Origin of the sequence: Actinokineospora xionganensis, from assembly GCF_014323725.1 — a bacterium.
In the GTDB taxonomy this organism is placed as follows: domain Bacteria; phylum Actinomycetota; class Actinomycetes; order Mycobacteriales; family Pseudonocardiaceae; genus Actinokineospora; species Actinokineospora xionganensis.
On sequence record NZ_JABVED010000026.1, the window covers coordinates 16,986 to 42,877 of the forward strand.

Sequence of the window (25,892 nt, forward strand, 5' to 3'; positions counted from 1 at the left end):
CGATGCGAAGTTGTATCTAGTGGAGCAGGTCGCGGACCTCGGTCAGGCGGGCGTCGTTGGCGGCGTACCAGACCCAGTTGCCGCGCCGCTCGCGGTCGAGGAGCCCGGCGTCGGTGAGGATCCGCAGGTGGTGGGACACGGTCGGCTGGCTCAGGTCCAGCGCGTCGACCAGATCGCCCACGCACACCTCGCCCGCGGGAGCGGCGCGGATCAGCGAGAGCAGCCGCAGCCGTCCCGGGTCGGCCAGCGCCTTGAGCACGTTGGACAGCCGCTCGGCGTCGGTCTGGCCGAGGATCGCGTCGCCGATCGCGGCGCAGCACAACGGGTCGGAGGCGCACTCGGGGTCGCTCGGCGATTTGAGGCGGCGCACTCTCGGGGCGGATGTCACAGCGTCGACACTACCCAGTCGATTGACATCGGTCGATCCTGCTGGTGGACTGCATCGACACTGATAAATCTGGCTCGGGAGCGGCATGTGGTGACGGCGGTACAGGAGTCAGTGGCGATTCCCCTTGGGCGGCGAATCGCGGCCGAGACCGTCGGCACGGGCGTTCTCGTCGCGGCCGTGGTCGGCTCCGGGATCATGGGTCAGGTCCTCGCGCCCGACCAGGTGCTGCTACAGCTGCTCTGCAACGCCTTCGCGACCGTCGCGGTCCTGGGCGTGCTGATCGCGCTGATGGGGGCGGTCTCCGGCGCCCACTTCAACCCGGCGGTCACCCTCGCCGACGCGATCACCGGCCGGATCACCTGGTCGGCGGCATCGGCCTACATCGGCTCGCAGCTGTTCGGCGGGTGCCTGGGCACGATCCTGGCGCACGCGATGTTCGAGCAGCCCCTGGTGCAGTGGACCGGCAAGACGCGCGGCGGCTTCGGCCAGCTGATCGGCGAGGTGGTCGCCACGGCGGGCCTGCTGCTGGTGATCGCGATGCTGGTCCGCACCGGCCGTGGGCCGCTCGCCGCCGTCATGGTCCCGGCCTGGATCCTCGGCGCCTACTTCTTCACCTCGTCGACGTCCTTCGCGAATCCCGCCGTCACCGTCGGCCGGGCGCTGACGGGGTCCTTCGCGGGGATCGACCCGGCGTCGGTGCCCGCGTTCGTCGCCGCCCAGCTGGTCGGCGCGGTGATCGGGGTCGGCCTGGCGGCCCTGTTGCTTGGTAAGGACACCTGATGAGCGGGATTCCCGAACCAGCAGCGGAGGAGGTCCGGCGCGAACTCGGCCGGATCACCGATGAACTGACCGATCGCTACACCGGGATCTTCGACCGCGACACCGTCTCGCGATTCGTGTGGGAGTCCTACGACCTGCTCGCGGCGCACGCGACCGTCCGCCACCACCTCGTCGCCCTCACCTCGCACTTCGCCAAAGACCGGCTTGCCGCGTACGCCGAGGGCCTCGGGGCCGGTTCGGTGCCGCAGGTGCTGTTCCTGTGCGTGCACAACGCGGGCCGCTCCCAGATGGCCGCCGCGCTGCTGCGCAGACACGCGCTCGGCCGGGTATCGGTCCGCTCGGCCGGATCGGCGCCGACCGGGCTGCTCGACCCTACCTGTGTCGAGTCGCTGGCCGAGATCGGCATCGACCTCCACGAGGCGTTCCCGAAGCCGCTGACCGACGAGGTCGTGAACGCCGCCGATGTCGTGGTGTCGATGGGCTGCGGCGACACCTGCCCGGTGTACCCGGGAAAGAGCTACCTCGACTGGGATGTGCCTGACCCGGCCGGGCAGCCACTCGCCGTCGTGCGTCAGATTCGCGACGACCTCGACAACCGTGTCCGACAACTCCTCGACGACCTCACCGGAGGCACTGACTCATGACCGCCATCCCCGAAGTGCTGTTCGTCTGCGTGCACAACGCGGGCCGCTCCCAGATGGCCGCCGCGCTGCTCACGCACTACGCGATGGGACGGGTCGCGGTGCGCTCGGCGGGGTCCGCGCCCGCCGAGAAGGTCAATCCGGCGGCGGCGGCCGCGGTGGCCGAGTGGGGTCTCGACATCACCGCCGAGATACCGTCCAAGCTGTCCACTGAGGACGTCGAGGCGTCGGACGTGGTGATCACCATGGGCTGTGGCGACACGTGCCCGGTGTTCCCCGGCAAGCGCTACCTCGACTGGCAGCTCGACGACCCGGCGGGCCAGGGCATCGACGCCGTCCGCCCCATCCGCGACGACATCGACCGCCGCGTCCGCGGCCTCCTCGCCGAACTCCTCGACACCTGACCCGCGAGTCGCCCCGTCCAGCAACCGAGTCGCCCCCTCCGGCAGGTGAGTTCGACATTCGTGTCCGGCGAATGTCGAACTCGTTCGCCTGGAGGGGCGACTTGTTGCCGGGAGGGGCGACTCGCGGGGTGGGGTTGGGTGCCCTCTGGGGCTGGGCGTCACGGCGCGACCAGCTTGCCGCGTGTACGCACCGCGGCGACAGCGTGATCTCATCATGGGAATTCCTGAATTACTCACGATTTCCCGAGCACAGCTGAAGAAGACGCCCATTGTCGGCGAATGAAACGATCTCCTCCGACGGGAATTCCGTCGTCAGGAACGTCGTGCTTCGCTGGATTTCCTTGTCATGGCAACGGAATCCGCGTCGACAAGGGGGAGCGGATGCTGGACCGACGAAAGCTGCTGGGCATCGGAGGCGCCGCGGGCGCCACGCTGCTCGTCTCGCCGATGTGGATCGGCAACGCCGCGCCGGGGGTGGGACACCACGGGCCCGGCCGCAACGCCGGACCGCGGGCCGCACGGACCGGGATGACCTCGCCCGCGTTCACCCCGTTCGCCGCGCGGATGCCGGAGTCCAGGGTCCTGGCGCCGGTCACCCGGACGTCGGACACCGACATCTACCAGCTTTCCGTGCGGGCCAAGACAATCGAGATCCTGCCGGGCTACCAGACGCCCGTGCTGACCTACGGCGGCGACTTCCCCGGCCCGACGATCCGGGCGCGGGCGGGCCGACGGGTCAAGCTCAACCTGCGCAACCAGCTCCCGCAGGACGTCAACGTCCACCTGCACGGCGGGCACGTCTCCGCGGCCAACGACGGCTACCCCACGGATCTCATCCCCAGCTCCGCGGGGCGGGTCTACGAGTACCCGAACACCCAGCAGGGCGCGACCCTCTGGTATCACGACCACAGCCACGGCACCGAGGCCGAACACGTCTACCGCGGCCTGCACGGGCTCTACGTGATCGACGACCCGGGCGAGAACCACCTCGGCCTGCCCTGCGGCCGCTACGACGTGCCGATCACCTTGCGCGACGCCCAGTTCGACGACACCGGCGCCTTTGTCTGGGGCGTGCACCCCGGCGAGCGCGACGTCACCCTGGTCAACGGCAAGCCGGTCCCGCACTACCCGGTCGCCAGGCGCAAGTACCGGTTCCGGTTCGCGAACGCGGCCACGGAGCGAGTGTTCCAATTGGACCTCGGCGGTGCCGAGATGATCCAGATCGGGTCGGACGGCGGCCTGCTGCCAGCCCCGATCCAGCGCACCGAGATCACCCTCGGGTCCGCCGAGCGGATGGACATCGTGATCGACTTCGCCCGGTACCCGCTCGGCGCCAAGCTGGTCCTGAACGACCCGCGCGGCCCGGTGATGCGCTTCGACGTGACCCGCGAGGCGTTCGACAACAGCCGGGTCCCCGACACGCTGCGCGCTCTTCCCGTCATGCCGCCCGCGACGGTCGACCGGCACGTGTCGATGACGTTCGACCTGAGCAGCGAGGTTCCGCTGGGACTGATGGACGGCAAGCCGTTCGACCACAACCGGGTGGACATGCGGATCAAGCGCGGCGCCTCGGAGATCTGGAGCCTCTACAACGGCGACACCGAATTCGGCATCACGCACACCTTCCACATGCACCTGGTGCAGTTCACGGTCCTGGACCGCGACGGCAAGCCGCCCACACTCGACGACGCGGGCCGCAAGGACACTGTGTTCGTCGCGCCGGGGGAGACGGTCCGGGTGCAGGCGCACTTCGACAGCGAGTTCCTCGGCAAGTACATGTACCACTGCCACTACATGGAGCACTCGTCGCTGGGCATGATGGCGCAGATGGAGATCGTCCCCTGAGCGTCCGTCGGGTCCGGTCCGTAGTGGACCGGACCCGACGTGGACAGAGATCCCACGCTGAGGTCAGCGCTTGGGCTTGCCACCCGTCTGGCGATCGTCGACGACGTCGAACTTCTCCTTGTGGATCTCGTCGGTGATCGTCCGTTCCTCGGTGACCTGTTCCTTGCTGATGCGCAGCTTCTCGACCGCGACCCGCTCCTTGCTGACCACCGGACGCTCCTCGTAGAGCGTCATCTCGATCTCGGAGTCGGCCAGGTCGCCGGTCTGACCGGTCAGCTTGGCCGCGTCGGCCTCGGTGATCGGCTCACGTTCGATCCGGACTTCCTCGTGGCTCAGCGGCACGGTGACCTGCTGTTTTTCCGTCTCGACGTGCTTGCGCAGGCGCACATGCCCGGCCTCGACGTTCTCCTTGCCGACCTTGAGCCGCTCCTCCGAGCGGATCACCGTCTGTGTGTCGTCCCGGGCCTGTGCGGGATCGGCGGTGCGGCCCTGCCGCTCACCCGTCGCCCGATCCGCCAGGCGCGGGTCGGTCCCGGCGAGACGCGGGTCGGCCGTGGTCGGGTTCGACATGCCTCCGGGCGGCGCGGTGCCCGCCATGCCCATCGCGGACCGGTCGGTGCCGTGCTTGCCGGTGGGCCGTCCGGCCATGCCGTCCTGGGTCATGGTCGGGTCGGTCATGCCGGTGCCGGTCACCGTCTGGCCGGGCTGCTGCCCGCCGGGCCGCGAGACCGGACCTGTCGAACCGCGCTGCATGGGCAGGCCGTAGTGGCGGCGCAGGTCCATGCCTTCCTGCTCGGTGAGGGTGCGCCCGGAGTCGATGTGCGGGGCGTCCTTCACCAGGCCCTTCGTGACCCCTACACGCAGGCCGTCGGACTCCTCGTGGGCCCCGCTCAGCGGAACGAAAGACTCACGTGTGCCGAACAGCCCGGTCCGCACGGTCACCCATTCCGGTTCGTGCGACTGCTCGCCGATATAAACGGATTCCACTTGCCCGATGCGTTCGCCTTCCGGGTCGAACACATCGTGTCCGATCAGATCTTGCGGTTTCATGGAGATTGTCATCAGGTACCACCTCCTGTGAATCACAGTTACCCGGTGATGGTGGTCCTGCAACCTCGCACAGGGGCGCTGAAGTGCTTGAATAATTCACTACGACACAGAGCGTGGAATGATCAAGGGTGAATTTCGGCAAATCTGATGGAGTAAACTTCGGGTGTGCGGAATCGGCCGCGAACGGACACTCGCAGTAGAATTCGACCTCCCTCGATCGGGTACCGCGCGATACGGTGCGGATATTCCCCAGTCGGGTCGTGCGGATTCGTGCGGGTCAGCGGGAACGGTATTCCGCGGCGAGGCCTTGGGTGCTTTGGCGAGCCAGGCCTCGACCGTCAGCTCCTCGAGTTCGTCGACGGTGATCTTGTCGAGTCGCACGAGGACGGCGGCGTAACCGTCGAAGTGGGGAGTGGTGAAGAAGACGTCGGGGTCGTCCGCGATCAAGGCGGCCTTCACCCCGACATCAGCCACGGACGCGCCCAACACCGGCCCGTCCGGCGCGTCATCCCCGAGCGCTGCCAGATCGGCGCGGCGCAACGGACGCTCCCAGACGAAGCCCTTGTCTTTGACCCGCCACTGGACTGTGTCTTGGGAGGACTGCTCGGTGGTCTCGGGCCACTAGAGCCAGTCGGCGGACGTCCTCCCAGGTGGCCATCCGCCGACAGTAGCGATTGGCCGGTTGTTTCGGCCGGCGTGCGGGGGAGTGACGCGGCCAGTTCGGTCGGTGGGCTGGTCGAATGTGGGTGGCGGCCGGTCCTTACTCGGGCAGGCCGCCACCGGGGTTATCGGGGGTGTCCGGCCTGAGCAGGTGTTCCCAACTCGGCGAGGCCGGTCAGGGCCTGTGGCAATGGGCCCTGGTGCAGCACACCGAGGCGTTGGGTGGCGCGGGTGAGGGCGACGTACAGTTCCGCCGCGCCGCGAGGGCCGGAGGTGAGGATCCGCTCGGGGTCCACCACCAGCACCGCGTCGAACTCCAGGCCCTTGGTCTCCGATGCGGGCACCGTGCCAGGCACCCCCGGTGGCCCGATCACCACGCTGGTGCCCTCACGGCCCGCTTCATCCCGGACGAAGTCCTCGATTGCCGCCGCCACTTCCTCCGACGCGACCCGCCTGGACCACGGCCGGACACCGCACGCGCGGACTGACTCCGGGGGGCGGACATCGGGGGCGAACCCGGCGAGCACCGCCGCCGCGACGGTCATGATCTCCGCCGGGGTGCGGTAGTTCACCGTCAGCGGCCGGTATACCCACCGGCCGGGGACGTATGGCTCCAGCACCGCGTCCCACGACGTCGCGCCGGCGGGTGACCGGCGTTGGGCAAGATCGCCGACCACGGTGAAGGACCGGCCCGGGCAGCGCCGCATCAGCACCCGCCAGTCCATCTCGGACAGCTCCTGCGCCTCGTCGACCACGACGTGGCGGTAGGTCCAGTCCCGGTCCGCGGCGGCGCGTTCGACGAGGTCGCGGGTGTCGTGTTCGACGAAACGGTCTGCCAGGTCCTCGCCGTAGAGCAGGTCCGTCGCGTAGAGGTGGTCCTCGTCGTCCATCGAGTCCTGGCGGTCGACCAGGATGTCCATGACGCCCGCGGCGTACTCGGCCTCGGCCTTGCGCTCCCGTTCCGCGGCAAGCGAAACAGCCCTGTCCGCCGCCTTGTCGCGGCCCAACAGGTCGACCAACTCGTCGAGCAGCGGCACGTCCGACACCGTCCACGCCTCGCCGTCGGCCCGCAGCAGTGCCTGGTCGGCGCCCGCCGCGCGCAGCCGCTCGGGTGAGGTGTACAGCGGGGCCAGCACGGTCTCCGGCGTCAGGATCGGCCAGAGCGCGTCGAGCGCCGCGGCGAACTGCTCGTCCTCGGCCAGTTCCTTGAGCAGGTCCGCCCGCATCTCCTCCCACGCTTCGCGGTCCGCCCGGCTCAGCCAGCCCCGCCCGATCCGGGCGATCGCCCGCTCGGTCAGCACGTACGTGATGATCTCGGTGAACACCGCGCGGGCCTCGTTGTGCGGCTGCCCGCTCGCCCGCGCCTCATCCCTTGCCCACTCCGCGGTCGCGGCGTCGATCCGCACCGGGACGTCCTTCAGCTGGATCTGCAGCGGCTCCTCCGGCAGCCGCTGCCGGTCGGCGACAGCCGCCGCGAGCACGTCGAGGATCTTCACTGATCCCTTGAGCCGCGCGGCTTCCGGCGTGTCCTCGGCGGTGACGCGCAGACCCGGCACAAGGTCACCGGGGGTCATGAACACCACGTCGGACTCGCCCAGCGAGGGCAGGACTCGGCCGATGTGGTTCAGGAACGCCGGGTTGGGGCCGACCACGAGCACGCCATGGCGTTCCATCCGCTCCCGCTGGGTGTAGAGCAGATACGCGACCCGGTGCAGCGCCACCACGGTCTTGCCCGTGCCCGGGCCGCCCTCGATCACCAGCACACCCGGGTGGTCGAGCCGGATGATCTGGTCCTGTTCGGCCTGGATCGTCGCCACGATGTCGCGCATGCCCTCGCCGCGCGGCGCGTCGACCGCCGCGAGTAGCGCCGCGTCCCCCTGCGTTTCACCAGTGGGACGGCCGAGCACCTCGTCGGTGAAGTCGGCGACGTGGCGCCCGCGGGTGTGGAACTGGCGCCGCCGACGCGTGTTCTCCGGGTTCGCGCCGGTGGCGACGTAGAACGCGCGCGACGCCGGGGCCCGCCAGTCGAGCAGCGCGGGTTCGTACTCGTCCTCCTCGTCGAAGAGACCGATCCGGCCGATGTAGGAACGCTCGCCGGCTAGGCTGTCCAACCGGCCGAAACACAGCCCGTTGTCCGCCACGTCGAGCCGCTTTCCCTCCTTGGCCAAGGCGCGCACCTCGGCGTCGCGTTCCATGGGTGTGCCGCCGGTTCCCCGAAGCGCCGCGGTGTAGGCACCCCGCACCCGTGCGCGCTCGGCGTCGAGCCGCGTGTAGAGCCCGGCCACATAGCTTCGCTCGGACCGCAATTCGTCTTCGTATCCCTGAGTTGACACATGCCCCTCACTGCGGCTAATCTGGAAATTAGATAAGGCGGGTTCTCCATTAGTTTATGGAGGGCACGCCGATTTTTAATTGTCCACCTTTTGTCAAGCCCCGTCGTGAAACACAAAGCATTCACGCGGGCACGGGCGGCCGTTCTCGGCTCGCCATGTCAAGCAGCAGCGCCGCCGCCGCGATCGCCCCATCGGAGCCGATCCAGCCGGCCACAGCGGTCGCCTGCGCGCGGGTCTCCGGGGTCAGTGCCGTCCGGAGTGCGGTCGACAGCGACTCGGTGGTGAACATCGGCCCGTCGTGCGCCGCGCCGATGCCCAGGTCGGCCACCCGACTCGCCCAGTACGGCTGGTCTCCCATCTGCGGCACAACGACCTGTGGCGCACCCGCCCGAGTGGCCGTCGTCGTCGTGCCCGCGCCGCCGTGGTGCACGACCGCGGCCACCCGCCGGAACAGCGCCTGGTGGTTGACCTCGCCGACACCGAAGCAGTCGTCCTGGTCGTCGATCAGCCCCAGGTCGGCCCACCCGCGCGAGACGAGCACGCGGCGGCCCTGCGCGCGCACCGCCGCGATGGCCGCCAGGGCGATGTCGGAGCCGCGCATGGGCATGCTGCCGAAACCCACGTACACCGGCGACGCGCCGGCGTTCAGGAACGCCTCCAGGTCAGCCGGGAGTGGCCGCACGTCCGGCAGCGTCCACGCGCCGGTCTGCACGACTTCGAGGTCCGCGGGCGTCAGCCACGGGTCCAGGGCCGGGTCCGTCGCCAGCCACGGGCGGTCGGTGATGACGTAGTCGCGGAGGTTGTCCACCGGTGAGAGGCCGTGCGCCGCCCGGTGGGTGTTGAGCGCCGCGCCGAACAACGCCTGGATGCTCCACGCGTCGTGGTCCCACAGCACCTGACTGTCCGTCTCCCCCTCAGGGAACGGGTAGCCCGGGTACGCCAGCGGCGCGTGGTGCGGCGACGGCAGGGTGAGCTGCTGGAAGCTCGCGTACACGTAGTGGATGCCCAGCAGTTCGGCCACCGACCGTGCCGCCGCCACTGCGGGCATCACTCCACTCGCCACCAGCACGTCGCATCCCCGCGCCGCCTCGGTGACCGTGTCGAACTGCGCGGCGACCACCGCCGCCGCGCGCCGGGGCAGGCCGCCCGCCGTCGGCGGCGTCGGCGCGTTCACCATCGCGCGCAGCGACTGGCCGACCGGCACAAACGACACGCCGACAGCGGCGAACCGCTCCGCGAAGTCCGGCGGCGCGCACACCCGCACCTCCGCGCCGAGTTCCCGCACCCGCACCGCGAGAGCCACCAGCGGCTCGATGCCCCCACGCGAGTCGTACCCCGACAACAAAACACGCATTCCGCCACTCTCATTTCCGCAGATCTCAGCCAAGGCTGGGAATTCTGCGGCACGACCGGGGGCTTGCCGCAAGCCCCCCGATGCGTTATAAGTTGAAGTGGAAGGAAGTGGTTGCGCCTTTCTCCGCTATCAGCCCTTGGTGAGGATCGCCTCCAGTGCCGCCGCGAACTCGACGGGCTTTTCCAGGTGCGGGCTGTGCCCGCAGTCCGCGATGACGACCTCCTCGTACGTTCCGCCGTCGGCCGAGTACCGGTCCAGCACCGCCCGGGTCTGGGTGACCATCGGCTGCGGTGGGTGCGTCTCCTCGCCCGGCCACCCCGGCACCGCGCCCAGCGCGCCGAGGTAGGCGAGATCGAACATCGACGTGTCCGACACGATCTGGTCGTCGGCTCCGCGCACCCACAGGATCGGTGGTTTCGGGGTGACGGTGTGCAGGTCGTCGATCCGGAAGTGATGCGGCGCCATGGCGTTCAGCACGCCACGGGTGCCGGGGCCCGCGCCCGGCCACGCCTCGGCGGCGGCCGCGTCGCCGGGGTAGTGATCCTTGCCGGTTCGGGTGGACAGCATCGACGCCACATAGATGTCGGTGTGATCGGGTTCGAACATCGGCTTCACGTAGAAGTTCCGCAGGATCTGCCGAGGCGAGAAGGGGGAGTCCGCGGACGTGTCGCCCTCGGTCAGGCGCCGAACGAACTCCGGGTTCGCCCCGCCCGCGCCGGAGCCGACACCGCCCGCGTCGGTGAGTTCGCCGTCGGCTCCCTTGGTCGCGCCGAAACCGAAGGGTGACACCGGGTTGACGAGCGTGAGCGTGCGGACGGCGGTGGGCCGGTCGCGCAGCATCCGCATCGCCACGCCGCCGCCCATGCTCCAGCCCACCAGGTGCGCCGAGTCGATCCCCAGCGCCGAGAGCAGGGCGAGCACGTCGTCGGCGTAGTCACTCAGCCCCCGGGTGGCGTCGACCGGCTCCGGGTCGGTGTCGCCAAAGCCGCGCAGGTCGACGGCGATCGGCCGCAGGTGCGCGGGCAGGTCCAGCATCGTGGTCTGCCAGAACAGGCTTGATGAGACGTTGCCGTGCACGAACACCACGGGGTCGCCGTCGCGGTCGGGACGTTCGAGCACGTTCACGGTCAGCCGGTCGGTGGCGACCCGGCGCGCGGTGATTCCGTCGAGCAGCATGTCGGTCCTTTCAGGACAGCCAGGTCGCGACCTGGGACATCGTCGCCGACGCCCAGCCGAGCTGGAGGTGGTTGGCCGAACTCACGGTCGTGGTGGCGCCGACCGTCGTGACACCCGTGGTGTCCAGGGCGCTGGCGATGAACACGACGCCGTCACTCGGGCCGCGGGTCTCGTTCCAGATGCCCGCGATGTTCGCCGCGCCGCCCGCCAGCAGGTACACCGGGACCGCGCTCGGGGTGGGCGAGTCCTGAATGGCCGCGATCAGCGACCCCGCGTCGACCGCGGCCTGGATGCCGGGACCCGCGGTGTACACGCCTTGCCCGCCGTAGTAGGTCGTGTACCAGTCCTGTGTGGACGTGTTCACCCCGTAGGCGCCGTCCCAGCGCTTGAGCATCTGCCGCTGCCCGGGATAGGCGTCCCAGCCCGCGGTCGGTGTGATCGACAGCTCCGGGTGGTAGGTGTACTGCCCGTAGCAGGTCATCCGGGTGTGCGGGCTCGGCGCGTTGACCTTCCCGCCGCATTCGGGCCAGATGGAGAAGTCATGCGCCCAACCGTGGGCGAAGGGGTAGTCGTAGCCGCCGTTCGGGCCGCCGAGGGTGACCAGCCTGCGCACGTCGCCCGCGTAGACCCGGCCCCAGGAGGGACGCACGGACGAGACGTACATGCGGGCCGACATCATGCCCTTGCTCCAGCCGACCACGTCGACCTTGGCCACGCCGAGCCGCGACTTGATCACCGCGATCGCGTCGCCGACCTGCTGCGCGTGCTGGCGGTTGTCGCCCTGCTTGTGCGCGAAGCCGATCGCGAACACCCGGTGCCCCTGCGCGCGCAGGTGCTGCATCATCCCGGTCGACGGGCAGGTCATCGAGCCGCAGCCGAAGCCGCCGGACTCGTTTGGATTGGCCCACGCGCGATCCGGGTTGTCGTTGGCGCCGTGGACAAGCAGCACCGGTGTGGTCTTCGCCCCGGTCGACCATCCGGGTGCCGAATAGAGCAGGAACCGGCTCGATGACGGCCAGGCGACACCGCCGAAGAACGTCTTGCGCTGCCCGTCCTGGTCGCCGCGCCCGTCCGGCGGGTACTGCTCGTCGACGAAGCCCGCGGTGCCGTCGCGGTAGCGGTCGACCTTCTCCCAGCCGTTGGCGACGGTGGTGAAGGTGGCTTCTTTGGTCAGGTACAAGGGATCGGCGGCGGCGGTGCGCACTGGGGTGAGCACCGCGACCAAGGCCGTGACAGCGAGGATCGCGCGCATCAATGGTCTCCGGGTGTCAGGGGACGAGTTCGGCGGCGACGGCGTGGGCGCCGTCCGCACCGAACAGGATCGTGTAGTGGTTGGTGCCGGGGATCGTCCGGACGCGCACGCGGTCGGCGAACTCCTCGGGGTGCGGGTAGAGCGGGACGGGCTCGTCGAGCAGGCCGCGCTCGGCCCGCAGGAACACGGTGCCCGCCGGGACGGCGTCGAAAGCGGTGGATCTTGTGTGCAGGTCAAGGAAATCCGCCCGCACGGCGTCGGCGTTCACCCGGCTGCGCAGGTTCGGGGGTGTACCGGTCAGATCGTAGTCCACATAGGACTCGATGGCGGGGGACCACTCGGCGAAGGCCGGGTGCCCGCGCCAGAAGTCGCGATACTCCTCGACCGAGGCGAACCGCATCGACAGCCGGTGGATCGCCGGACCCAGTTGGGCCTCGGTGTCCACCTCACCCTCGGGCAGGGGAGCGCCGCCGTCGACGAGGACCAGGTCGTGCACCCGCGACGGGTGTCGGTGGGCAAGGGTGGCCGCGACGAACCCGCCCATCGAGTGGCCGACAACGGTGGCCCGCTCGATGCCCAGCGCGTCCAGCACGGCGACGCAGTCCTCGGCGTGCGCGGCCATCCCGAACGGGCCGGACAGGCAGGCGCTGCCACCCCGGCCGCGCAGGTCCGGCGCGATGATCCGGCCCTGGTGCAGCCGGGCCACCTCGGCCCACGCCAGGTGCGACGCGGTGATGCCGTGGATCGCGAGGACCGGGCGGCTGCCCTCGCCCCAGGTCGCCACGGTCAGGTCGCCGCCCGGCACGGGCACTCGGGACAGCTTCGGCATACGACCTCCCGAGGCGGCGGGCCCACCACGGCGTGGTCCGGTAGGCGAACCCTGCCTCCGGTCGGCCTCGCGGTCAATGTGGCGGACCGACATGATGATCAGGTGGGTGTGGCGGACCCTCACATGCCGTTGATGACATTGGCCGACTCCGGGCCGAGTGGTGCCAGCCCGCTGCTGATCACCAGGCCGGTGACAGGACGGCGGCGAACGACGCGGAGCGCCAGACCGCCGGCGCGCAGAACCACGGGAGTCACCGCACGCGACCGCCTGAACACGGCGTTATCGAGCGACGTGCCTGATCACCGAGTCGACCAGCATGAACGCCGCGACACCGAACAGCAGGACCGCGAACAGCCTGCGCAGGGTCGTCTCGGACACCTTGGCGGACAAGCGTTTGCCATCCCACGCGCCGAGGAGGGCGGCGCCCGCGAACGGGCCGAGCACGGCCCAGTTCAGGTCGGGCGCGGTGGTGCCCAGCCGGGTCGCCAGCGCGGCGGCGGAGTTGACGGCGATGACGAACAGGCTGGTGGCGACGGCCGCGCGCATCCGCAGCCGCATGACCGTGACCAGCGTGGGGACGGCGAGGAATCCGCCGCCGACGCCAAGCAGCCCGGTGATCGCACCCAGCCCACCGCCGGAGGCCATGGCCCGCCCGATGCCTGCGCGCGGTCGCTGCCCGATGGTGGTTGTCGTGGTGGTGATCGGACTGCCACCGCCTGGACGGGAGTCTGCGCCACTCGTATTGTCCGCACCGCCGAGGGGACCCATGATCGGGTTGCCGCCGACCATGTCGGCGGTGTGGCTTTCGGTCGAGCGTGGGGCGGACTCCGGGTTTGTCCTGCTGTGGGTTTCCTTGGTCGCCTTCAGGCTGACCCCTCCGAGCAGTGCGGGGGTCTCGTCGTCGGCGACCTTGCGGACGAGGGCGAAGGCCGCGGCGGCGGCGACCATGGCGAAGGTGCCGGTCAGCACCGACCGGGGGAGTTGTTCGGCCAGTGTCGCCGCCCCGATCGCCGGGAGCAGGCCCGCGGCGGCGAACACCGCGCCCGTGCGCCAGCGCACGTTGTGCGCGTGCCGGACCAGGGCCGTCACCGACGTCACCGAGACGACCAGCAGGCTGGCGGTGGCCGCGCTGGCCGGGTCCAGGCCGAGCAGGTAGATCAGCACCGGCACGCCCAGCACCCCGCCGCCGCCGCCCAGCGCGCCCAGCGCGATCCCGATGACCGCGCCGGCGGTCAACGCGAGCAGCACCGTGTTCACACCGTCTCCACTCGGGCCTCCTGCCAGGCGTTGTAGCCGCCCGCCAGGTCCGCCACGTCGGTGAAGCCGTTGGCTCGCAACACCGACGCGGCGACCGACGAGCGGAAACCGCCCGCGCAGTAGACGACGGTGCGCTCGGCGGGGTCGAGTTCGTCGAGCCGGTTGAGCAGTTCGGGAAGGGGGATGTGCAGCGCGCCCGGGATGGCGCCCGCCGACTCGACCTCACCGGCCGCGCGCACGTCGAGAACGCGCGCGGTGGTGCGTTCGACTTCCTCCGGGTTCAGCCGCCGGGTGGTCACGTCGCCAGGCTGGTCCCATCGGCCCAGGACGCGGTCGAACCCGATGCGGGCCAGCCGGTTGCGGGCCTCCTCGGCGCGACCCGGCTCGCACACCAGCACGATCGGCGCGTCGAAACGCAGGACCTGGCCGGTCAGATCGGCGAACCGGCCGTCGAGGCCGACGTTGATCGCGCCCGCCACATGACCGCGGGCGAAGGCGTCCGGGTCGCGGGTGTCGAGCACGGTGACGCCGTCGAGGCTGTCGACGACGGGGACCGGCAGGTTCTCGTCGAACGTGGGCCGGTTCTCCCGGTTGCGGTGCGACGCGAACGCGAAGTACATGGGCGCGATGGACTGGCCGTCGCACACGGCGTGGACGAACTCGTCCTCCGACATCGGCGCCAGCGCGTAGTTCGTCGCCCGCTGCACGCCGATGGTGCTGCTCGTCTCGGACGACAGGCTCTTCCCGCACGCCGAGCCCGCGCCGTGCGCGGGGAACACCAGGGTCGCGTCGGGCAGCGTGAGCAGGCGTTCGCGGGTCGAGCGGAAGAGGGCGCGGGCCAGGTCCTCGGCCGACCACCCGTTGGCGCCGAGCAAGTCGGGTCGGCCGACGTCGCCGATGAACAGCGTGTCGCCGGTCAGCACGCCGTAGGGCGGCTCGTCCGGATGTTCGCGGATGACGACGCAGATCGACTCGGGGGTGTGCCCGGGCGTGTGCATGATCTCGAGGTCGACCTCGCCGAGCGAGAGCCGCGTGCCGTCGTCGAGCGGCTCGATCGGGAAGTCGACCTGGGCCGCCGAGCCGTACGAGATCCGTGCGCCCGTGGCCTCGGCGAGTTCCAGGTGCCCCGAGAGGAAGTCGGCGTGCACGTGGGTCTCGATCACCCGCTCGATCCGCAGGCCCTTCGCGGCTTCGAGGTAGCCGCCGATGTCCCGCTGGGGGTCCACCACGACGGCTCGACCGGTGTGGCGGTCGCCGATGAGGTAGGACGCGTGCGAGAGGCAGTCGAGGTAGAACTGCTGGAAGACGAGTCTGGTCAACCCGCGCCCCCTTAAATGTCGGTACAAATGACACTAAGGGTTCGCGGGTCGTGGGGACAAGTCGCGCCGTGCTCGCTTAGGCCGGCTTGACGGCCTTGGTGAGCTTGCCCAGCTTGTCCAGCAGGTCGTTGGGCAGCGAGAGGCGGATGACCTTGCCCCACGCGGACGCGACCTGCTTGGGCAGGGAGCCGCTGACGTAGGTCAGGCCGTAGCGCTCGAACAGTTCCTGCACCTTCGGGGCGATCTCCTGGTACCGGTTGCTCGGCAGGTCCGGGAACAGGTGGTGCTCGATCTGGTACGACAGGTTGCCCGTCATCAGGTGCATCAGCGGGCCGCCGGAGATGTTGGCCGAGCCGAGCATCTGGCGCAGGTACCACTCGCCGCGGGACTCGCCGTCGATGGACTTCTTGGAGAACGTCTGCACGCCCTCGGGGAAGTGGCCGCACATGATGACCGAGTGGGTCCACAGGTTGCGGATCAGGTTCGCGGTGAGGTTCGCCGTCAGGGTGGTGAGCGCCGACGGGCCCGACAGCAACGGGTGGATGACGTAGTCCTTGGTCATCTGCCCGCGGATCTTCTTCAGCGCCTGCTTCAGCCGCGCCTGGAACTCCGGGTTCTTGCGGCGACGCTTGTGCAGGTTCTTGCCCAGCTCCAGGTCATAAGCCGCGATGCCGTACTCGAAGATGCAGGCGTTGACGAAGTTCCACAGCGGCTGGCCCAGGTAGATCGGGTGCCACTTCTGGTCCTCGTCGACGCGCATGATGCCGTAGCCGAGGTCGTTGTCCTTGCCGATGACGTTGGTGTACGTGTGGTGCAACTCGTTGTGGGAGTGCTTCCACTGCGCCGACGGCGAGGCGTTGTCCCACTCCCAGGTGGTGGAGTGGATCTTCGGGTCACGCATCCAGTCCCACTGGCCGTGCATGATGTTGTGGCCGATCTCCATGTTCTCCAGGATCTTCGCGATCCCGAGACCGGCCGTGCCGACCAGCCACGCGGGCGGGAACAGGGAGAACAGCAGGATGCCGCGGCTGGTGAGCTCCAGCTTGCGCTGGGCGTCGATCACCTTGCGGATGTATGCCGCGTCCCGCTCGCCGCGCGAGTCGAGGATCTGCTGGCGGATGGCGTCGAGTTCCTTGCCGAGCAGCTCGATGTCCTCGGCGCTCAGGTGTTCGACGGGGCCGCGGCTGGTAGCCGTGAGTGCGGTCATGGCGATAGTCCTCTACAGCTCGATTGTGCAGTCGCCCGCGGCGGCCGTGACGCAGGTCTGGATGCGGACGCCGTCCCCGGGGGCGGCGGTGGTGAGGGCGCCGTTGCGCAGGTCGCGCACCGCGCCTTCGCGAAGTGGGACGACGCAGCCGAAGCAGATGCCCATGCGGCAGCCCGACGGCATCAGGACGCCCGCGGCCTCACCCGCGTCGAGCAGCGGGCCGGTTCCGTCTGTGCTGACGACGGTGTTGGAATTGGCGAAGGTGACCGTGCCGCCGTCGCCGGTGACGAGGACGGTCGGGCGGAAACGCTCGGTGCGCAGGGTCAGGTCGCGCTCGGTGTAGTGCGCCTGCAGCGCGTCGAGCAGGCCGGTGGGGCCGCACGCCCAGGTCTCGCGCTCGGCGAAGTCCGGGACGAGCTTTCCCAGGTCGGCGACATCGAGCATGCCGTCGGTGTCGGTGTGCAGCTCGATCAGCGTGATCCGGCCGCGCAGCGCGCGCAGCTCGCCGGCGAAGATCACGTCCTGCGACGTCGGCGCCGAGTGGAGCAGGACGATGTCGCCCAGGTCACGCTGGTCGCCGAGGGCCGAGCGGAGCATGCCCATCACCGGGGTGATGCCGCTTCCCGCGGTGATGAACAGGACCTTCTCGGGACGCTCGGCGGGCAGCACGAAGTCGCCGGTGGCCTGGTCGAGTTGGATGACCGTGCCCGGCCGGGCGCGTCGGACTAGGTGGTTGCTGACCACGCCGTCCGGGATGGCCTTCACCGTGACGGTGATGCGGCCGTCGGCCCGGTCGGCGGGGGAGGTCAGCGAGTAGGCCCGCCACTGGCGCACGCCGTCGACATCCACGCCGATGCGGACATACTGACCGGGGGTGTGCGGCCGCCAGCCGCGACCGGGGCGGATGACCAGGGTGACCGCGTCACGCGTCTCCGGACGGATCTCCTCGATGCGTCCGCGCAGGTCAGCGCCCGCACGCAGCGGGTTGAGGATGTCGAGGTAGTCGCTGGGCACCAGCGGGGTCGTCGCCAGTTCGGCGAGTCGCAGCAGCCGGTCGCGCAGTCGCGGCACGGTCGAGGTCATACTTCAATATTGCTGGTCCGTACGGCGTAAAGTCCTGACCAGTAGGTGTGAATCGGGCGCGGGAAACTATTCCCTGCGAACAAAGAGGTGCGCATGCCGCCAGGGCCACGTGAGGTGTCCGACCTCGAACTGTCCGCCGCGGCCGAGGCCGTCCTGCGAGCGCGGCTGCCGTCGATCGCCGAGCTGACGGTGGCGGCGATCATCGTCGAGGTGCCCAGCTACACCGGGGCGCTCAGCGGCAAGATGGGCGCGAACATCGAGAAGGCGGTCCGACTCGCCCTCGGCCGCTTCCTCGACCTGGCCTCGCGGACCAAAGGGGACGACCCGAGCATCCCGATGGGACCCGCGGTCGACGGGGCCCGCGACCTCGGCCGCGGCGAGGCGCGCAGCGGCCGGTCGATGGAGGCGCTGCTCGCCGCGTACCGGGTCGGGGCCAGGGTGTCCTGGCGTGAGCTGGCGGCAGCCGCGCTGGAGGGCGGTCTCGACGCGGCGGCGCTGGCCCAGTTCGCCGAGCTGGTGTTCGCCTATATCGATGAGCTGTCCGCCGCCAGCGTCGCCGGGCACGCCGACGAGCTGGCCACCACTGGCCGGGTCAGGCAGCGGCACCTGGAGCGGCTCAGCCACGCCCTGCTGACCGGGGCGCCCGCCGACGCCGTCCTCGCCGCCGCCGAGCGGGCCGACTGGCCACCGCCGCGGACCCTGACCGCGGTGTTGGTGCCCGTCGACCAACTGCGCAAGGCCCTGACCCCGCTCGACGCGCGGACGCTGCAGCCCGCCGAGGACGTCCCCGGTCTGGAGGACGAGGTCGGCGCCCTGCTGGTACCCGACGCGCCCAGGTCCACACTGCTGCGGGCGCTGCGGCGGACGGACGCCATCGTCGGGCCGACCCGCGACTGGCTTCAGGTGCGCACGTCCTATGACCGCGCCCTGCGCGCCTGGCGTCTCGGTTTGGCCGGGGACACCGACGAGCACCTGGCGGAGCTGGTGGTGCGGGCCGACGAAGGCGCGCTGGAGGACTTGCGGGCCCGCGTCCTGGCCCCGATCCGCGCGCTGCGGCCGACGACGGCGGAGAAGCTGACCGACACCCTGCGGTCGTGGCTGCTGCACCACGGCAGGCGCGAGGACATCGCCGCGGACCTGTTCGTCCACGCCCAGACCGTGCGCTACCGCATGGGCCAGCTCCGCGAGCTGTACGGCGACAAGCTCGACGACCCGCGCACCGTCCTGGAACTGACCTTGGCCTTGGCCGCCCGGGGCTAAGTGTCGGCAAGCCCCGCGACGATACCGACAGGGGCGCGAGTCGCCCCTTCCAGCAAGTGAGTCGCGGGGCGACTCGCGGCTGGGAGCCGGTAGGGAACTCGGGAGGCGGCGGACTAGCTTCCGTTGACGTAGAGCCAGTTGCCGTTTTCGCGGGTGAAGGTGCTGTTTTCGTGCAGGACGCCCGTGGTGCGGCCTTCGCGGTAGTGGGCGCGGAACTCGACCGTCCCCTCGGTGTCGAACGGGCCGCCGCGGGTTTTGCCGATGATCTCCAGGGCGGTCCAGCGCTGCCCGGGGTCGAGGTCAAGCTCCCGCGGGCGCGTCGAGGAATGCCATGAGGACAACAGATATTCCTCGTCGCCCACGGCGAAGGCGCTGAACCGGGAGCGCATCAGCTGCTCGGCAGTGGCGGCCTTGGCCTCGCCCGAGTGCAGCCTGCCGCAGCAGGCGTCGAGGGTCTCCCCGGTTCCACAGGGACAGCGGGTCACCGCGGCCGCCAGCGCTTCCACACGGCGGTCGCGGCGGCGCGGGTCTTGCCGTCCCAGGTCAGCTCGACCTCGACGGTCATCTCCGCCTCCGCCGCCTCGATCACCGTCGCGCTCAGGCCGACCGTCTCGTGCAGGGGAGCGGGCCGCAGGTAGCGCACGGACAGCCCTGCCGTCACATACGACAGCGCGGCCCCGGGTAGCGGCGGCCACCCCCGCCGGTCCGCCTCCAACATCACCGCCGCGGCCGAGTGGCAGTCCAGGACGGTGCCGATGATGCCGCCGTTGAGGTAGCCGAGCCCGTTGTCGTGCTCGGGCCACGGCGTGAACTCGGCGGTCACGAACCCGTCGGCCGGGTAGCTGCGCAGCTTCAGGCCCTTGTCGTTGCCGTGTCCGCAGCCGAAGCACGGCAGATCGGGATACAGCCGCTCCTGAATGCTGATCCCTAAGTCGTCACGCCGCGTCATGGCCTGCTCCACTCGTCCCGGTCCGCCCCATTGTTTCTCACGGGCTCGGGACCGCCGCCGCCGACCGCTCCACTTCGGAGCGGGTCAGGCGGTGTACGTAGGCGGCGCAGGCGATTCCGATCACGGTGAGCGCCAGCCAGGGCAGCGCGGGCGTCCCGGCGGCGCGCGCCAGGTCCAGTGCCGTGCCGGTGAACAGGTTGCCGAGCAGGATGCCGATGCCGACGACGGTGTTGTACAGGCCGTAATGGGTGGCGACGAGGTGGTCGCCGGACAGGCGGACGATCGTGTCCATCTCGAACGGGAACACCACCGCGGTGCCCAGCGCCAGCAGGATCGCGCTCGTCAGCAGGGCCGCCACGGTGGGCGCGGCGCCTGAGCCGGACGTCAGGGCGGGCGGGAGGAACGCGGCGCTCATCATGGCCAGGCCCGCGACGAGGCTTCCGCCTGGACCGAGTTTGCGCTTGAACAGCGCCGTCACCCGCAGCTGACCCGCCACCGCCAGACCCGCGGACACGGCGAACAACGCGGTCACCACGGCGGTTCCGGCCGGGCCGGGGCCCATCACCCGCCGGGCTTCCAGCGGCAGCGCCAGGTAGACCTGGAACGACAGGACATACGAGCCGACCATCGCCAGGGAGAACAGCAGGAACGGCCGGTTGGCCAGGATCGACCGCCACACCCGGGTCACCCGGACCGCCTGGCGCGGCGGCGCTTCCTGATGGGGCAGGGACCGGATCTGCAGGACCGTCAGCACCGCGAAGACCCCGGCCGCCACCAGGCACGTCAGCCGGAAGTCCAGCGCGGTGAGGCCGAGGCCGACGACCGGGCCGAGCAGGATTCCCGCCTGGTAGAAGACGTTGAACAGGGCGAAGGCCTCGACCCGCCGAGGCCCCGCGTCGCGGGCGACATAGGCGCGCACGGCCGGGTTGAACAGCGCCCCCGCGAATCCCGTCGCGGCCGAGGCGATGATCAGCGCCGGGACCGTGTCGACCAGACCGAGGAGCGCGAAACCCGCTGTGCGCAAGGCACATCCGGCGACGATGAGCGGTTTGCAGCCGAACCGGTCGGCGAGGGTGCCGCCGATCAGGAACATGCCCTGCTGGGCGAAGTTGCGCACCCCGAGCACCAGGCCGACCAGCCACCCGGCCAGCGCGAGCTCACCAGAGAGGTGCATCGCCAGGTACGGCATCAGCATGTAGAAGCCCAGGTTGATGGTGAACTGGTTGAGCACCATCAGCCGGACCGGCCTGCCGAACGACCGGTACTCCCGCAGCACGCCGGTCATGCGTCCGCCGCCTCGGGCGCCCGCACCGTGGTGCAGCGGGTCCAGCGGGTGACCACCCGGTCCGACGGACTCGCGATCACGTCCGGTTCCACGGGTGTCGGGGAGTCGAGAAGGCCGTGCGCGGCGCAGTAATCGTCGTTGTAGACGGTGTCGAAGTAGCGGTGGGGGCCATCGGGGAACACCGCGACGATCCGCGTGTGCGGGTCCAGCGTGCGGGCCGCCCAGCCCGCCACGAGCGCGACCGCGCCGACGCTCCAGCCGCCGCCCGCGTGGTGCGTGGAAGCCAAGGCGCGGCACGACTTGACGGCCTCCGCGGGGGCGACCCAGTGCACCTCGTCGAACGCCGCGTAATCGACGTTGCGCGGGTGGATGCTCGACCCGAGTCCGCGCATCAGCCGGGTCCCCGCGGGCTGGCCGAAGATCGTCGACCCCACTGTGTCGACGCCGATGAGCCGCAGGTGCGGGAAGTGCTCGCGGAGCACCTTCGCGATGCCCGCCGAGTGCCCGCCCGTGCCCACGGAGCACACCAGCACGTCGATGCGGCCGAGTTGGGCGAGCAACTCCATCGCGAGCGGCGCGTAGGCGGCGACGTTGTCGGGGTTGTTGTACTGGTCCGGGCAGTAGCTGCCGGGGACCGCGTCGAGAATGGCGCGCACCCGCTGCCTGCGCGCCTGCTGCCACCCGCCCCGCGGGTGTGGCTCGGTCACCGTCTCCACCCGGGCGCCGTACGCGCTCAGCAGGCGGTGCATCATCGGTTCCATCCCGGGGTCGGACACCAGGGTGACCGGGTGCCCGTGCACGATCCCGGCCAGGGCCAAGCCGAGTCCGAGGGTGCCGCTGGTGGACTCGACGATGGTCGCGCCGGGCGCGAGGTCGCCGCGCGCCCGGGCCCGGGTCACCATGTGCAGAGCCGGGCGGTCCTTGATCCCGCCGGGGTTGCAGCCTTCGAGCTTCGCCCAGAAACCCCGTCCGGCGGGGCTCAGTGGGCGGTCGATCCAGAGCACGGGCGTGTTGCCCACCGCGTTGGCGGCGGTCAGGCAGGTCGCCGCCGCGGGGTTGACGTGCAGTGCCGTGTTCGCGTGCGCACGCAGAATGTCAGTCATCGAGTTCCCGATTCACGAGTGTCCTCAGCAATGGCCGTGACCGGCCGGATCACCTGCCACGTGCGCATGCGTGGCGGGACCGGGCCGGGGGCCCTGTCAGGACCTGGCGACCGAGATCTCGACGAGTAACGCGCGACCCGACGGTCTGGGTAATGGCGCGCACGGGGTGATCACGGCTTCGAGTTCGGCGAGGGGCGTGGAGAACTCCGTCGCCACCGGTTCGCCCTGGGGCACGCCGGGAGTGCTCACCGGATCGGGCACATGCCGCTCGTGTGCCGCGACGCCACATCCGTCGAGGTGCTGCTCGGCGGCGACGGGCGCGGCGCCGATGGTGTCCTGGTGCGGCGGACAGAGGGCGACCGCGAGGGCGAGCAGCGAAGAGACCAGCAAGGCGACGGCCGACCACGAACCACGCCGCGACGTGCGAGTCGGCTGAATCCTCATGATCTCGAAACTAGCAGCGATGGCTGAACACCGTTCGCGGTGTGGCCCACATCTCGGGGCTGGGCCCCGATGTGAAATTCCCAGCCCGCCGAGGGTACGTACGTGCGATGTAGGTACCGAAATACGTAACTTCACGAATTCACTGTCCGGGTGGGACGGTCGATGCTGGGAGCATGGACACCAAACCGATCGCGACCATCTCCGCCGGGCTGGCCGTCACGCTCGACGTGGAGGACCGTGCCGAGCAACGCGGCACACTGTCGCCGCACGACCGGATCACGTGTGGGCTGCACCGACGGTGGGTCCACGAGTGCGTTTCGTCGCCGCAGCACGCCATCGCGGTGACCGGGCACCGATGGTGCCGTGGGTGTGGGCGGGCGGTTTCGGTGGCGGTGGATGAGGTCGCGGGGACTGTGGCGTTGCTGTGCGGGACTTGTGGGGCGGTGCCGGACTCTTTGGCGAACAGGCAGGTGGTTCGGGCTTGCCTGGAGAGTTTGCGGGCTTCGCGGCGCTCTGTGTTTCGGAGTCGTTCGGTGGCTTGAGATCGCCTGGTGGTCCGCTGGCCGGCTTGGGGCGGTGCCTGTTGGGTGGTTCGCTGGCGTGACCGGGCGGGTGCCTGTTCGGGTGGTTCCGAAGTCAGGCTGAAGAGCCCGGCCCGACCTGGTCAGGCCCGGCGCGTTCGGTGGGGTGGCCGGTGCTCGGCGCTAAGTGAGTGCGGCTTGGATTGCGGCGGTGAATCGCTCCGGTCGGTAGTGCTCAGGGTCGGCCAGAACCAGGCGTGCTGCCATCTCGAACAAGGTCACCACCGTGTGGGCGACGATCTCCGGGTCGATGTCGGCCTTGTTCTTCGGAAGCAGTTCGCTTGCCAATTTCTCGGTGCGTTTCAGCACCCTTTCCCGCGCTTCTTCCCGTACCGCGTGGAATTGCGCGGGCATGTCCGCCATCGGCATCACGATGCAGGTCCACCGCTGCGGGGCCTCGCGAACCGCCGTCAAGAACTCCGCGAGGATGTGGGCGAGTTGGGCGCCCGGGTTCGTGTTCGCCGGGTCTGGGCGGATCGCCGCCAGTTGGGACAGGCCCTGTTCCTGTTCGCGGCGCAGCAGGGTGTCCAGGAGTTCCGCGCGGTTGTTGAAGACGCCGTAGACGACTGGTTTTGTGACCCCGGCCTGCTCCGCCACCGCGTCCATTGTGACCGCCGTGTGTCCTGAGGTCACCACCAAGTGCAGGGCGGCGTTGAGGAGTTCCGATCGGCGTTGTTCGACCGGGACGCGGGCGGCGTACACGCGCCGCTTGCGTTTGGTCGGTACTTCGCGTCCGGTCACCACCCGCACATTATTACGCGTTGGTAGTAATGGCGCGGCCCCAGGCGGCGAGGGTGAACTGGGGGATGTCGATGAACTCCGGGTCGGCGAGCAGGGTGTGGAACTCGTCGAGGTCGGCCTGGGTGACCTTGCCGCTCTTCAGCAGCCCGGGGGCGGCCTGGTCGATCAGCGGACGCCACCTGTCCCGCTCCAGGTTGCCCATGCAGGCGAGCCTGCCGGTGAAGTCGATCGACGACAGGTCCGCGCCCGCCAGCAGCGACGGCAGTCCGCGCGCCCACGTGAGGTCGGCGCCGTGGCCTGCCATGACCTCGCGGTAGGTGTCCATGATCCGGGTCATCACCGGGAACGGCGACGTCTCACCAGGCAACTGGTACGGGTCGGTCACGACCAGCCAGCCGCCCGGCTTGAGCCATGACGCCGCCCGCTGGACGACCTTGTCGCGCTCGGGCAGGTGGCACAGCACAAACCGGGCGTGGACCAGGTCGAACCGGCCGGGAGAGAACGCGGCGTCGGTGATGTCGGCGTCGACCACCTCGTAGCGGTCCGCGTTGAGGTAGCGGGTGTCGACGTCGACCGCGACGACCCGGCCATCGGGGCAGCGCTCGGCCAGCCAGTCGGCGATGGAGCCCGCCCCCGCCCCCAGTTCGAGGCACGCCCAGTCCTTGTCGACCCCCAGCTCGTCGAGGATGCCGGTGGTGAATCCGTCCACGGAGGACTGGATGGACCCGAGCCTGTTGCGTTCCCCGGGGGAGTCCTTGCTCAGCACACCGTCGCGGTAGCCGCCGCTCACGCGGTCTCCTCCGCCGCCGACTTGGCTCCGGCGAACTCCAGCGCGCCGGGCGAGCGCCAGGCCTGCGACAGCAGTTCGAGGAAGGCCAGTTCGCCGGTCCACTGGTCGTCGTTGCCCGGCCGCTGCGACGCCGTGGCGTCGGCGTCCGGTCGCGGCTCGACGCCCCGCGCCTTGGCCTGCTGGGCCACCACCAGCCAGCGCGCGGTGGCGCGCGCCTCGACGGTGTCGGAGTTCGGGTCGTCGGCCAGCGCGTGGGCCTTCGCCGCGTCGACGGTGTCCTGGTCGACGTAGTCGCGCAGGATCAGCAGCGCGTCGCGGATCTCGATGACCCGGCGGTAGAGCCGCATGTCGATGGACGCGAAACGGGCCTTGGGGTCGGGCATCCGCACGTGCGGAACGGCTTCGACCAGGTCCTGCCACAGCGGTTCGAGCGCGCGCAGGACCCGCAGGTCACGCGACAGGCGCCAGACGTGGGCGACGACCGGCACCGTCACCCCGGCCACCATCAGCCAGGCGGTGATGCCGATGTTCAGCGAGAACGAGGAGCCCAGCCACGGGTTGTGCGTCAGCAGGTAGCCCAGGACCACGAACGACCAGAAGATCGTCGACGAGGCGAAACCCGCCGCGAGGAGCAGAAGACCGGCACGCAGGGCGCGGGTGCTCGCCTGGCGGGCGTAGCGGGCGCACAGCACGGCGCAGGGCAGCACGGCGACGACGTGCGCGACGCACAGCAGCCACCAGAACGGGCTGTACCAGGGGACCGCGATGGAGGTGACGCAGCCCGCGGCGGGCACCGGGCCGGTGTTGAGCCAGATCAGCGCGACGCAGACAGCGGCCGCGGACCCGTAGACGAGCAGCGGCCTGCGGCGCGAGATCGCCGCCAGCACGAAGTCGAGGATGAACGCGGAGCTGATGACGCCCCAGATGTTCATCGCGATGCCGCAACTTGTTCCGAGCACGTAGGTCTCGTTGAGCACCTTGGTGATCGGGTCGAGGTACACGGTGATCGACCCGGCAAGGCCCGCGATGGCGATCAGCAGCCGCCGCTGCGGCCGGGAGCGCATCGCGCCGGGCATGCGCAGGGCGAGGGCGATCCAGAGCGCGATCGCGCCGTACATGACAAGGGCGGTGCCGAACTGCTTGAGCAGAGCCGGTGTCATG

25 protein-coding genes and 1 pseudogene are annotated in these 25,892 nt (G+C 70.1%); 5 read left to right on the forward strand and 21 right to left on the reverse strand.

The window, feature by feature from the left end:
• Positions 1 to 16: 16 nt before the first annotated feature.
• Complete coding sequence (locus GPZ80_RS29160; protein WP_312880640.1) at positions 17 to 388, reverse strand: ArsR/SmtB family transcription factor; 372 nt, start codon at positions 386 to 388, stop codon at positions 17 to 19.
• Positions 389 to 499: 111 nt separating this feature from the next.
• Between GPZ80_RS29160 and GPZ80_RS29165 the strand changes: the two genes are divergently transcribed.
• The 4 genes from GPZ80_RS29165 (at position 500) to GPZ80_RS29180 (ending at position 4,058) form a co-directional block, all read left to right on the forward strand.
• A complete protein-coding gene (locus tag GPZ80_RS29165) occupies positions 500 to 1,168 on the forward strand; it encodes an aquaporin (RefSeq protein ID WP_222720035.1) in 669 nt (222 codons plus the stop codon).
• Entirely contained in the window at positions 1,168 to 1,812 is a 645-nt protein-coding gene (locus GPZ80_RS29170) for an arsenate reductase ArsC (RefSeq protein ID WP_187224322.1), read from the forward strand. The genes GPZ80_RS29165 and GPZ80_RS29170 overlap by 1 nt, the downstream gene beginning before the upstream one ends.
• Positions 1,809 to 2,213: an arsenate reductase ArsC gene (locus GPZ80_RS29175; protein WP_187224323.1), complete on the forward strand. Its 405-nt coding sequence runs from the start codon at positions 1,809 to 1,811 to the stop codon at positions 2,211 to 2,213. The genes GPZ80_RS29170 and GPZ80_RS29175 overlap by 4 nt, the downstream gene beginning before the upstream one ends.
• Before the next feature lie 381 nt (positions 2,214 to 2,594).
• Positions 2,595 to 4,058: a multicopper oxidase family protein gene (locus GPZ80_RS29180; protein ID WP_187224324.1), complete on the forward strand. Its 1,464-nt coding sequence runs from the start codon at positions 2,595 to 2,597 to the stop codon at positions 4,056 to 4,058.
• A gap of 63 nt (positions 4,059 to 4,121) precedes the next feature.
• On the opposite strand, the gene GPZ80_RS29185 is transcribed toward GPZ80_RS29180, so the two are convergent.
• The 12 genes and pseudogenes from GPZ80_RS29185 to GPZ80_RS29235 form a co-directional block, all read right to left on the reverse strand.
• Complete coding sequence (locus GPZ80_RS29185; RefSeq protein ID WP_187224325.1) at positions 4,122 to 5,120, reverse strand: DUF2382 domain-containing protein; 999 nt, start codon at positions 5,118 to 5,120, stop codon at positions 4,122 to 4,124.
• 87 nt (positions 5,121 to 5,207) lie between these two features.
• A pseudogene (locus GPZ80_RS33080) lies at positions 5,208 to 5,666 on the reverse strand (hypothetical protein); the annotation flags it as partial.
• Between the two features lie 227 nt (positions 5,667 to 5,893).
• Positions 5,894 to 8,101 (reverse strand): RNA polymerase recycling motor ATPase HelR, encoded by a 2,208-nt coding sequence (helR, locus tag GPZ80_RS29195; RefSeq protein ID WP_187224326.1) that lies wholly within the window; start codon positions 8,099 to 8,101, stop codon positions 5,894 to 5,896.
• A 121-nt stretch (positions 8,102 to 8,222) separates the two neighbouring features.
• Complete coding sequence (locus GPZ80_RS29200; protein WP_187224327.1) at positions 8,223 to 9,455, reverse strand: glycosyltransferase; 1,233 nt, start codon at positions 9,453 to 9,455, stop codon at positions 8,223 to 8,225.
• Positions 9,456 to 9,584: 129 nt separating this feature from the next.
• Entirely contained in the window at positions 9,585 to 10,631 is a 1,047-nt protein-coding gene (locus GPZ80_RS29205) for an alpha/beta fold hydrolase (protein WP_187224328.1), read from the reverse strand.
• A 10-nt stretch (positions 10,632 to 10,641) separates the two neighbouring features.
• Positions 10,642 to 11,883: an esterase/lipase family protein gene (locus GPZ80_RS29210; protein WP_187224329.1), complete on the reverse strand. Its 1,242-nt coding sequence runs from the start codon at positions 11,881 to 11,883 to the stop codon at positions 10,642 to 10,644.
• A gap of 16 nt (positions 11,884 to 11,899) precedes the next feature.
• Positions 11,900 to 12,712, reverse strand: coding sequence for an alpha/beta hydrolase (locus tag GPZ80_RS29215; protein WP_187224330.1), 813 nt, complete (start codon positions 12,710 to 12,712; stop codon positions 11,900 to 11,902).
• Positions 12,713 to 12,831: 119 nt separating this feature from the next.
• Positions 12,832 to 12,957: a hypothetical protein gene (locus GPZ80_RS33515; protein WP_281401518.1), complete on the reverse strand. Its 126-nt coding sequence runs from the start codon at positions 12,955 to 12,957 to the stop codon at positions 12,832 to 12,834.
• Positions 12,958 to 12,991: 34 nt separating this feature from the next.
• A complete protein-coding gene (locus GPZ80_RS29220) occupies positions 12,992 to 13,969 on the reverse strand; it encodes a sulfite exporter TauE/SafE family protein (protein ID WP_187224331.1) in 978 nt (325 codons plus the stop codon).
• Positions 13,966 to 15,288 (reverse strand): MBL fold metallo-hydrolase, encoded by a 1,323-nt coding sequence (locus GPZ80_RS29225; protein WP_187224332.1) that lies wholly within the window; start codon positions 15,286 to 15,288, stop codon positions 13,966 to 13,968. Before GPZ80_RS29225 ends, GPZ80_RS29220 begins: the two co-directional genes overlap by 4 nt.
• Before the next feature lie 76 nt (positions 15,289 to 15,364).
• Positions 15,365 to 16,495 (reverse strand): fatty acid desaturase family protein, encoded by a 1,131-nt coding sequence (locus tag GPZ80_RS29230; RefSeq protein WP_187224333.1) that lies wholly within the window; start codon positions 16,493 to 16,495, stop codon positions 15,365 to 15,367.
• Between the two features lie 12 nt (positions 16,496 to 16,507).
• Positions 16,508 to 17,578 (reverse strand): ferredoxin reductase, encoded by a 1,071-nt coding sequence (locus GPZ80_RS29235; RefSeq protein WP_187224334.1) that lies wholly within the window; start codon positions 17,576 to 17,578, stop codon positions 16,508 to 16,510.
• 93 nt (positions 17,579 to 17,671) lie between these two features.
• On the opposite strand from GPZ80_RS29235, the gene GPZ80_RS29240 reads away from it, so the two are divergent.
• Positions 17,672 to 18,838 (forward strand): PucR family transcriptional regulator, encoded by a 1,167-nt coding sequence (locus tag GPZ80_RS29240; protein ID WP_187224335.1) that lies wholly within the window; start codon positions 17,672 to 17,674, stop codon positions 18,836 to 18,838.
• Between the two features lie 113 nt (positions 18,839 to 18,951).
• On the opposite strand, the gene GPZ80_RS29245 is transcribed toward GPZ80_RS29240, so the two are convergent.
• The 8 genes from GPZ80_RS29245 to GPZ80_RS29280 all read right to left on the reverse strand — a co-directional run bounded on the left by GPZ80_RS29245 (position 18,952) and on the right by GPZ80_RS29280 (position 25,891).
• Positions 18,952 to 19,323: a YchJ family protein gene (locus GPZ80_RS29245; protein ID WP_312880641.1), complete on the reverse strand. Its 372-nt coding sequence runs from the start codon at positions 19,321 to 19,323 to the stop codon at positions 18,952 to 18,954.
• On the reverse strand, positions 19,320 to 19,787 hold the full coding sequence (locus tag GPZ80_RS29250; protein WP_187224336.1) for a PaaI family thioesterase: 468 nt from the start codon (positions 19,785 to 19,787) through the stop codon (positions 19,320 to 19,322). Before GPZ80_RS29250 ends, GPZ80_RS29245 begins: the two co-directional genes overlap by 4 nt.
• A 37-nt stretch (positions 19,788 to 19,824) precedes the next feature.
• Complete coding sequence (locus GPZ80_RS29255; protein ID WP_187224337.1) at positions 19,825 to 21,072, reverse strand: MDR family MFS transporter; 1,248 nt, start codon at positions 21,070 to 21,072, stop codon at positions 19,825 to 19,827.
• Positions 21,069 to 22,175: a PLP-dependent cysteine synthase family protein gene (locus GPZ80_RS29260; protein ID WP_187224338.1), complete on the reverse strand. Its 1,107-nt coding sequence runs from the start codon at positions 22,173 to 22,175 to the stop codon at positions 21,069 to 21,071. Before GPZ80_RS29260 ends, GPZ80_RS29255 begins: the two co-directional genes overlap by 4 nt.
• A 96-nt stretch (positions 22,176 to 22,271) precedes the next feature.
• On the reverse strand, positions 22,272 to 22,619 hold the full coding sequence (locus GPZ80_RS29265; RefSeq protein WP_187224339.1) for a hypothetical protein: 348 nt from the start codon (positions 22,617 to 22,619) through the stop codon (positions 22,272 to 22,274).
• A gap of 704 nt (positions 22,620 to 23,323) precedes the next feature.
• Positions 23,324 to 23,941 carry a TetR/AcrR family transcriptional regulator gene (locus GPZ80_RS29270; protein ID WP_187224340.1) on the reverse strand — a complete coding sequence of 206 codons (618 nt, stop codon included), beginning with the start codon at positions 23,939 to 23,941 and terminating at the stop codon, positions 23,324 to 23,326.
• A 13-nt stretch (positions 23,942 to 23,954) separates the two neighbouring features.
• Positions 23,955 to 24,731, reverse strand: a complete 777-nt coding sequence (locus GPZ80_RS29275) for a class I SAM-dependent methyltransferase (protein ID WP_312880643.1) — start codon at positions 24,729 to 24,731, stop codon at positions 23,955 to 23,957.
• A complete protein-coding gene (locus GPZ80_RS29280) occupies positions 24,728 to 25,891 on the reverse strand; it encodes an MAB_1171c family putative transporter (protein ID WP_187224341.1) in 1,164 nt (387 codons plus the stop codon). Before GPZ80_RS29280 ends, GPZ80_RS29275 begins: the two co-directional genes overlap by 4 nt.
• Position 25,892: the final 1 nt, after the last annotated feature.

Coding starts and splice junctions, on each gene's coding strand:
- GPZ80_RS29230 (WP_187224333.1), bottom strand. CDS start 16,495: ATGACCGCACTCACGGCTACCAGCCGCGGCCCCGTCGAACACCTGAGC.
- GPZ80_RS29240 (WP_187224335.1), top strand. CDS start 17,672: ATGCCGCCAGGGCCACGTGAGGTGTCCGACCTCGAACTGTCCGCCGCG.
- GPZ80_RS29205 (WP_187224328.1), bottom strand. CDS start 10,631: ATGCTGCTCGACGGAATCACCGCGCGCCGGGTCGCCACCGACCGGCTG.
- GPZ80_RS29175 (WP_187224323.1), top strand. CDS start 1,809: ATGACCGCCATCCCCGAAGTGCTGTTCGTCTGCGTGCACAACGCGGGC.
- GPZ80_RS29250 (WP_187224336.1), bottom strand. CDS start 19,787: ATGACGCGGCGTGACGACTTAGGGATCAGCATTCAGGAGCGGCTGTAT.
- GPZ80_RS29185 (WP_187224325.1), bottom strand. CDS start 5,120: ATGACAATCTCCATGAAACCGCAAGATCTGATCGGACACGATGTGTTC.
- GPZ80_RS29255 (WP_187224337.1), bottom strand. CDS start 21,072: ATGACCGGCGTGCTGCGGGAGTACCGGTCGTTCGGCAGGCCGGTCCGG.
- GPZ80_RS29280 (WP_187224341.1), bottom strand. CDS start 25,891: ATGACACCGGCTCTGCTCAAGCAGTTCGGCACCGCCCTTGTCATGTAC.
- GPZ80_RS29170 (WP_187224322.1), top strand. CDS start 1,168: ATGAGCGGGATTCCCGAACCAGCAGCGGAGGAGGTCCGGCGCGAACTC.
- GPZ80_RS29215 (WP_187224330.1), bottom strand. CDS start 12,712: ATGCCGAAGCTGTCCCGAGTGCCCGTGCCGGGCGGCGACCTGACCGTG.
- GPZ80_RS29200 (WP_187224327.1), bottom strand. CDS start 9,455: ATGCGTGTTTTGTTGTCGGGGTACGACTCGCGTGGGGGCATCGAGCCG.
- GPZ80_RS29260 (WP_187224338.1), bottom strand. CDS start 22,175: ATGACTGACATTCTGCGTGCGCACGCGAACACGGCACTGCACGTCAAC.
- GPZ80_RS29265 (WP_187224339.1), bottom strand. CDS start 22,619: ATGAGGATTCAGCCGACTCGCACGTCGCGGCGTGGTTCGTGGTCGGCC.
- GPZ80_RS29235 (WP_187224334.1), bottom strand. CDS start 17,578: ATGACCTCGACCGTGCCGCGACTGCGCGACCGGCTGCTGCGACTCGCC.
- GPZ80_RS29180 (WP_187224324.1), top strand. CDS start 2,595: ATGCTGGACCGACGAAAGCTGCTGGGCATCGGAGGCGCCGCGGGCGCC.
- GPZ80_RS29210 (WP_187224329.1), bottom strand. CDS start 11,883: ATGCGCGCGATCCTCGCTGTCACGGCCTTGGTCGCGGTGCTCACCCCA.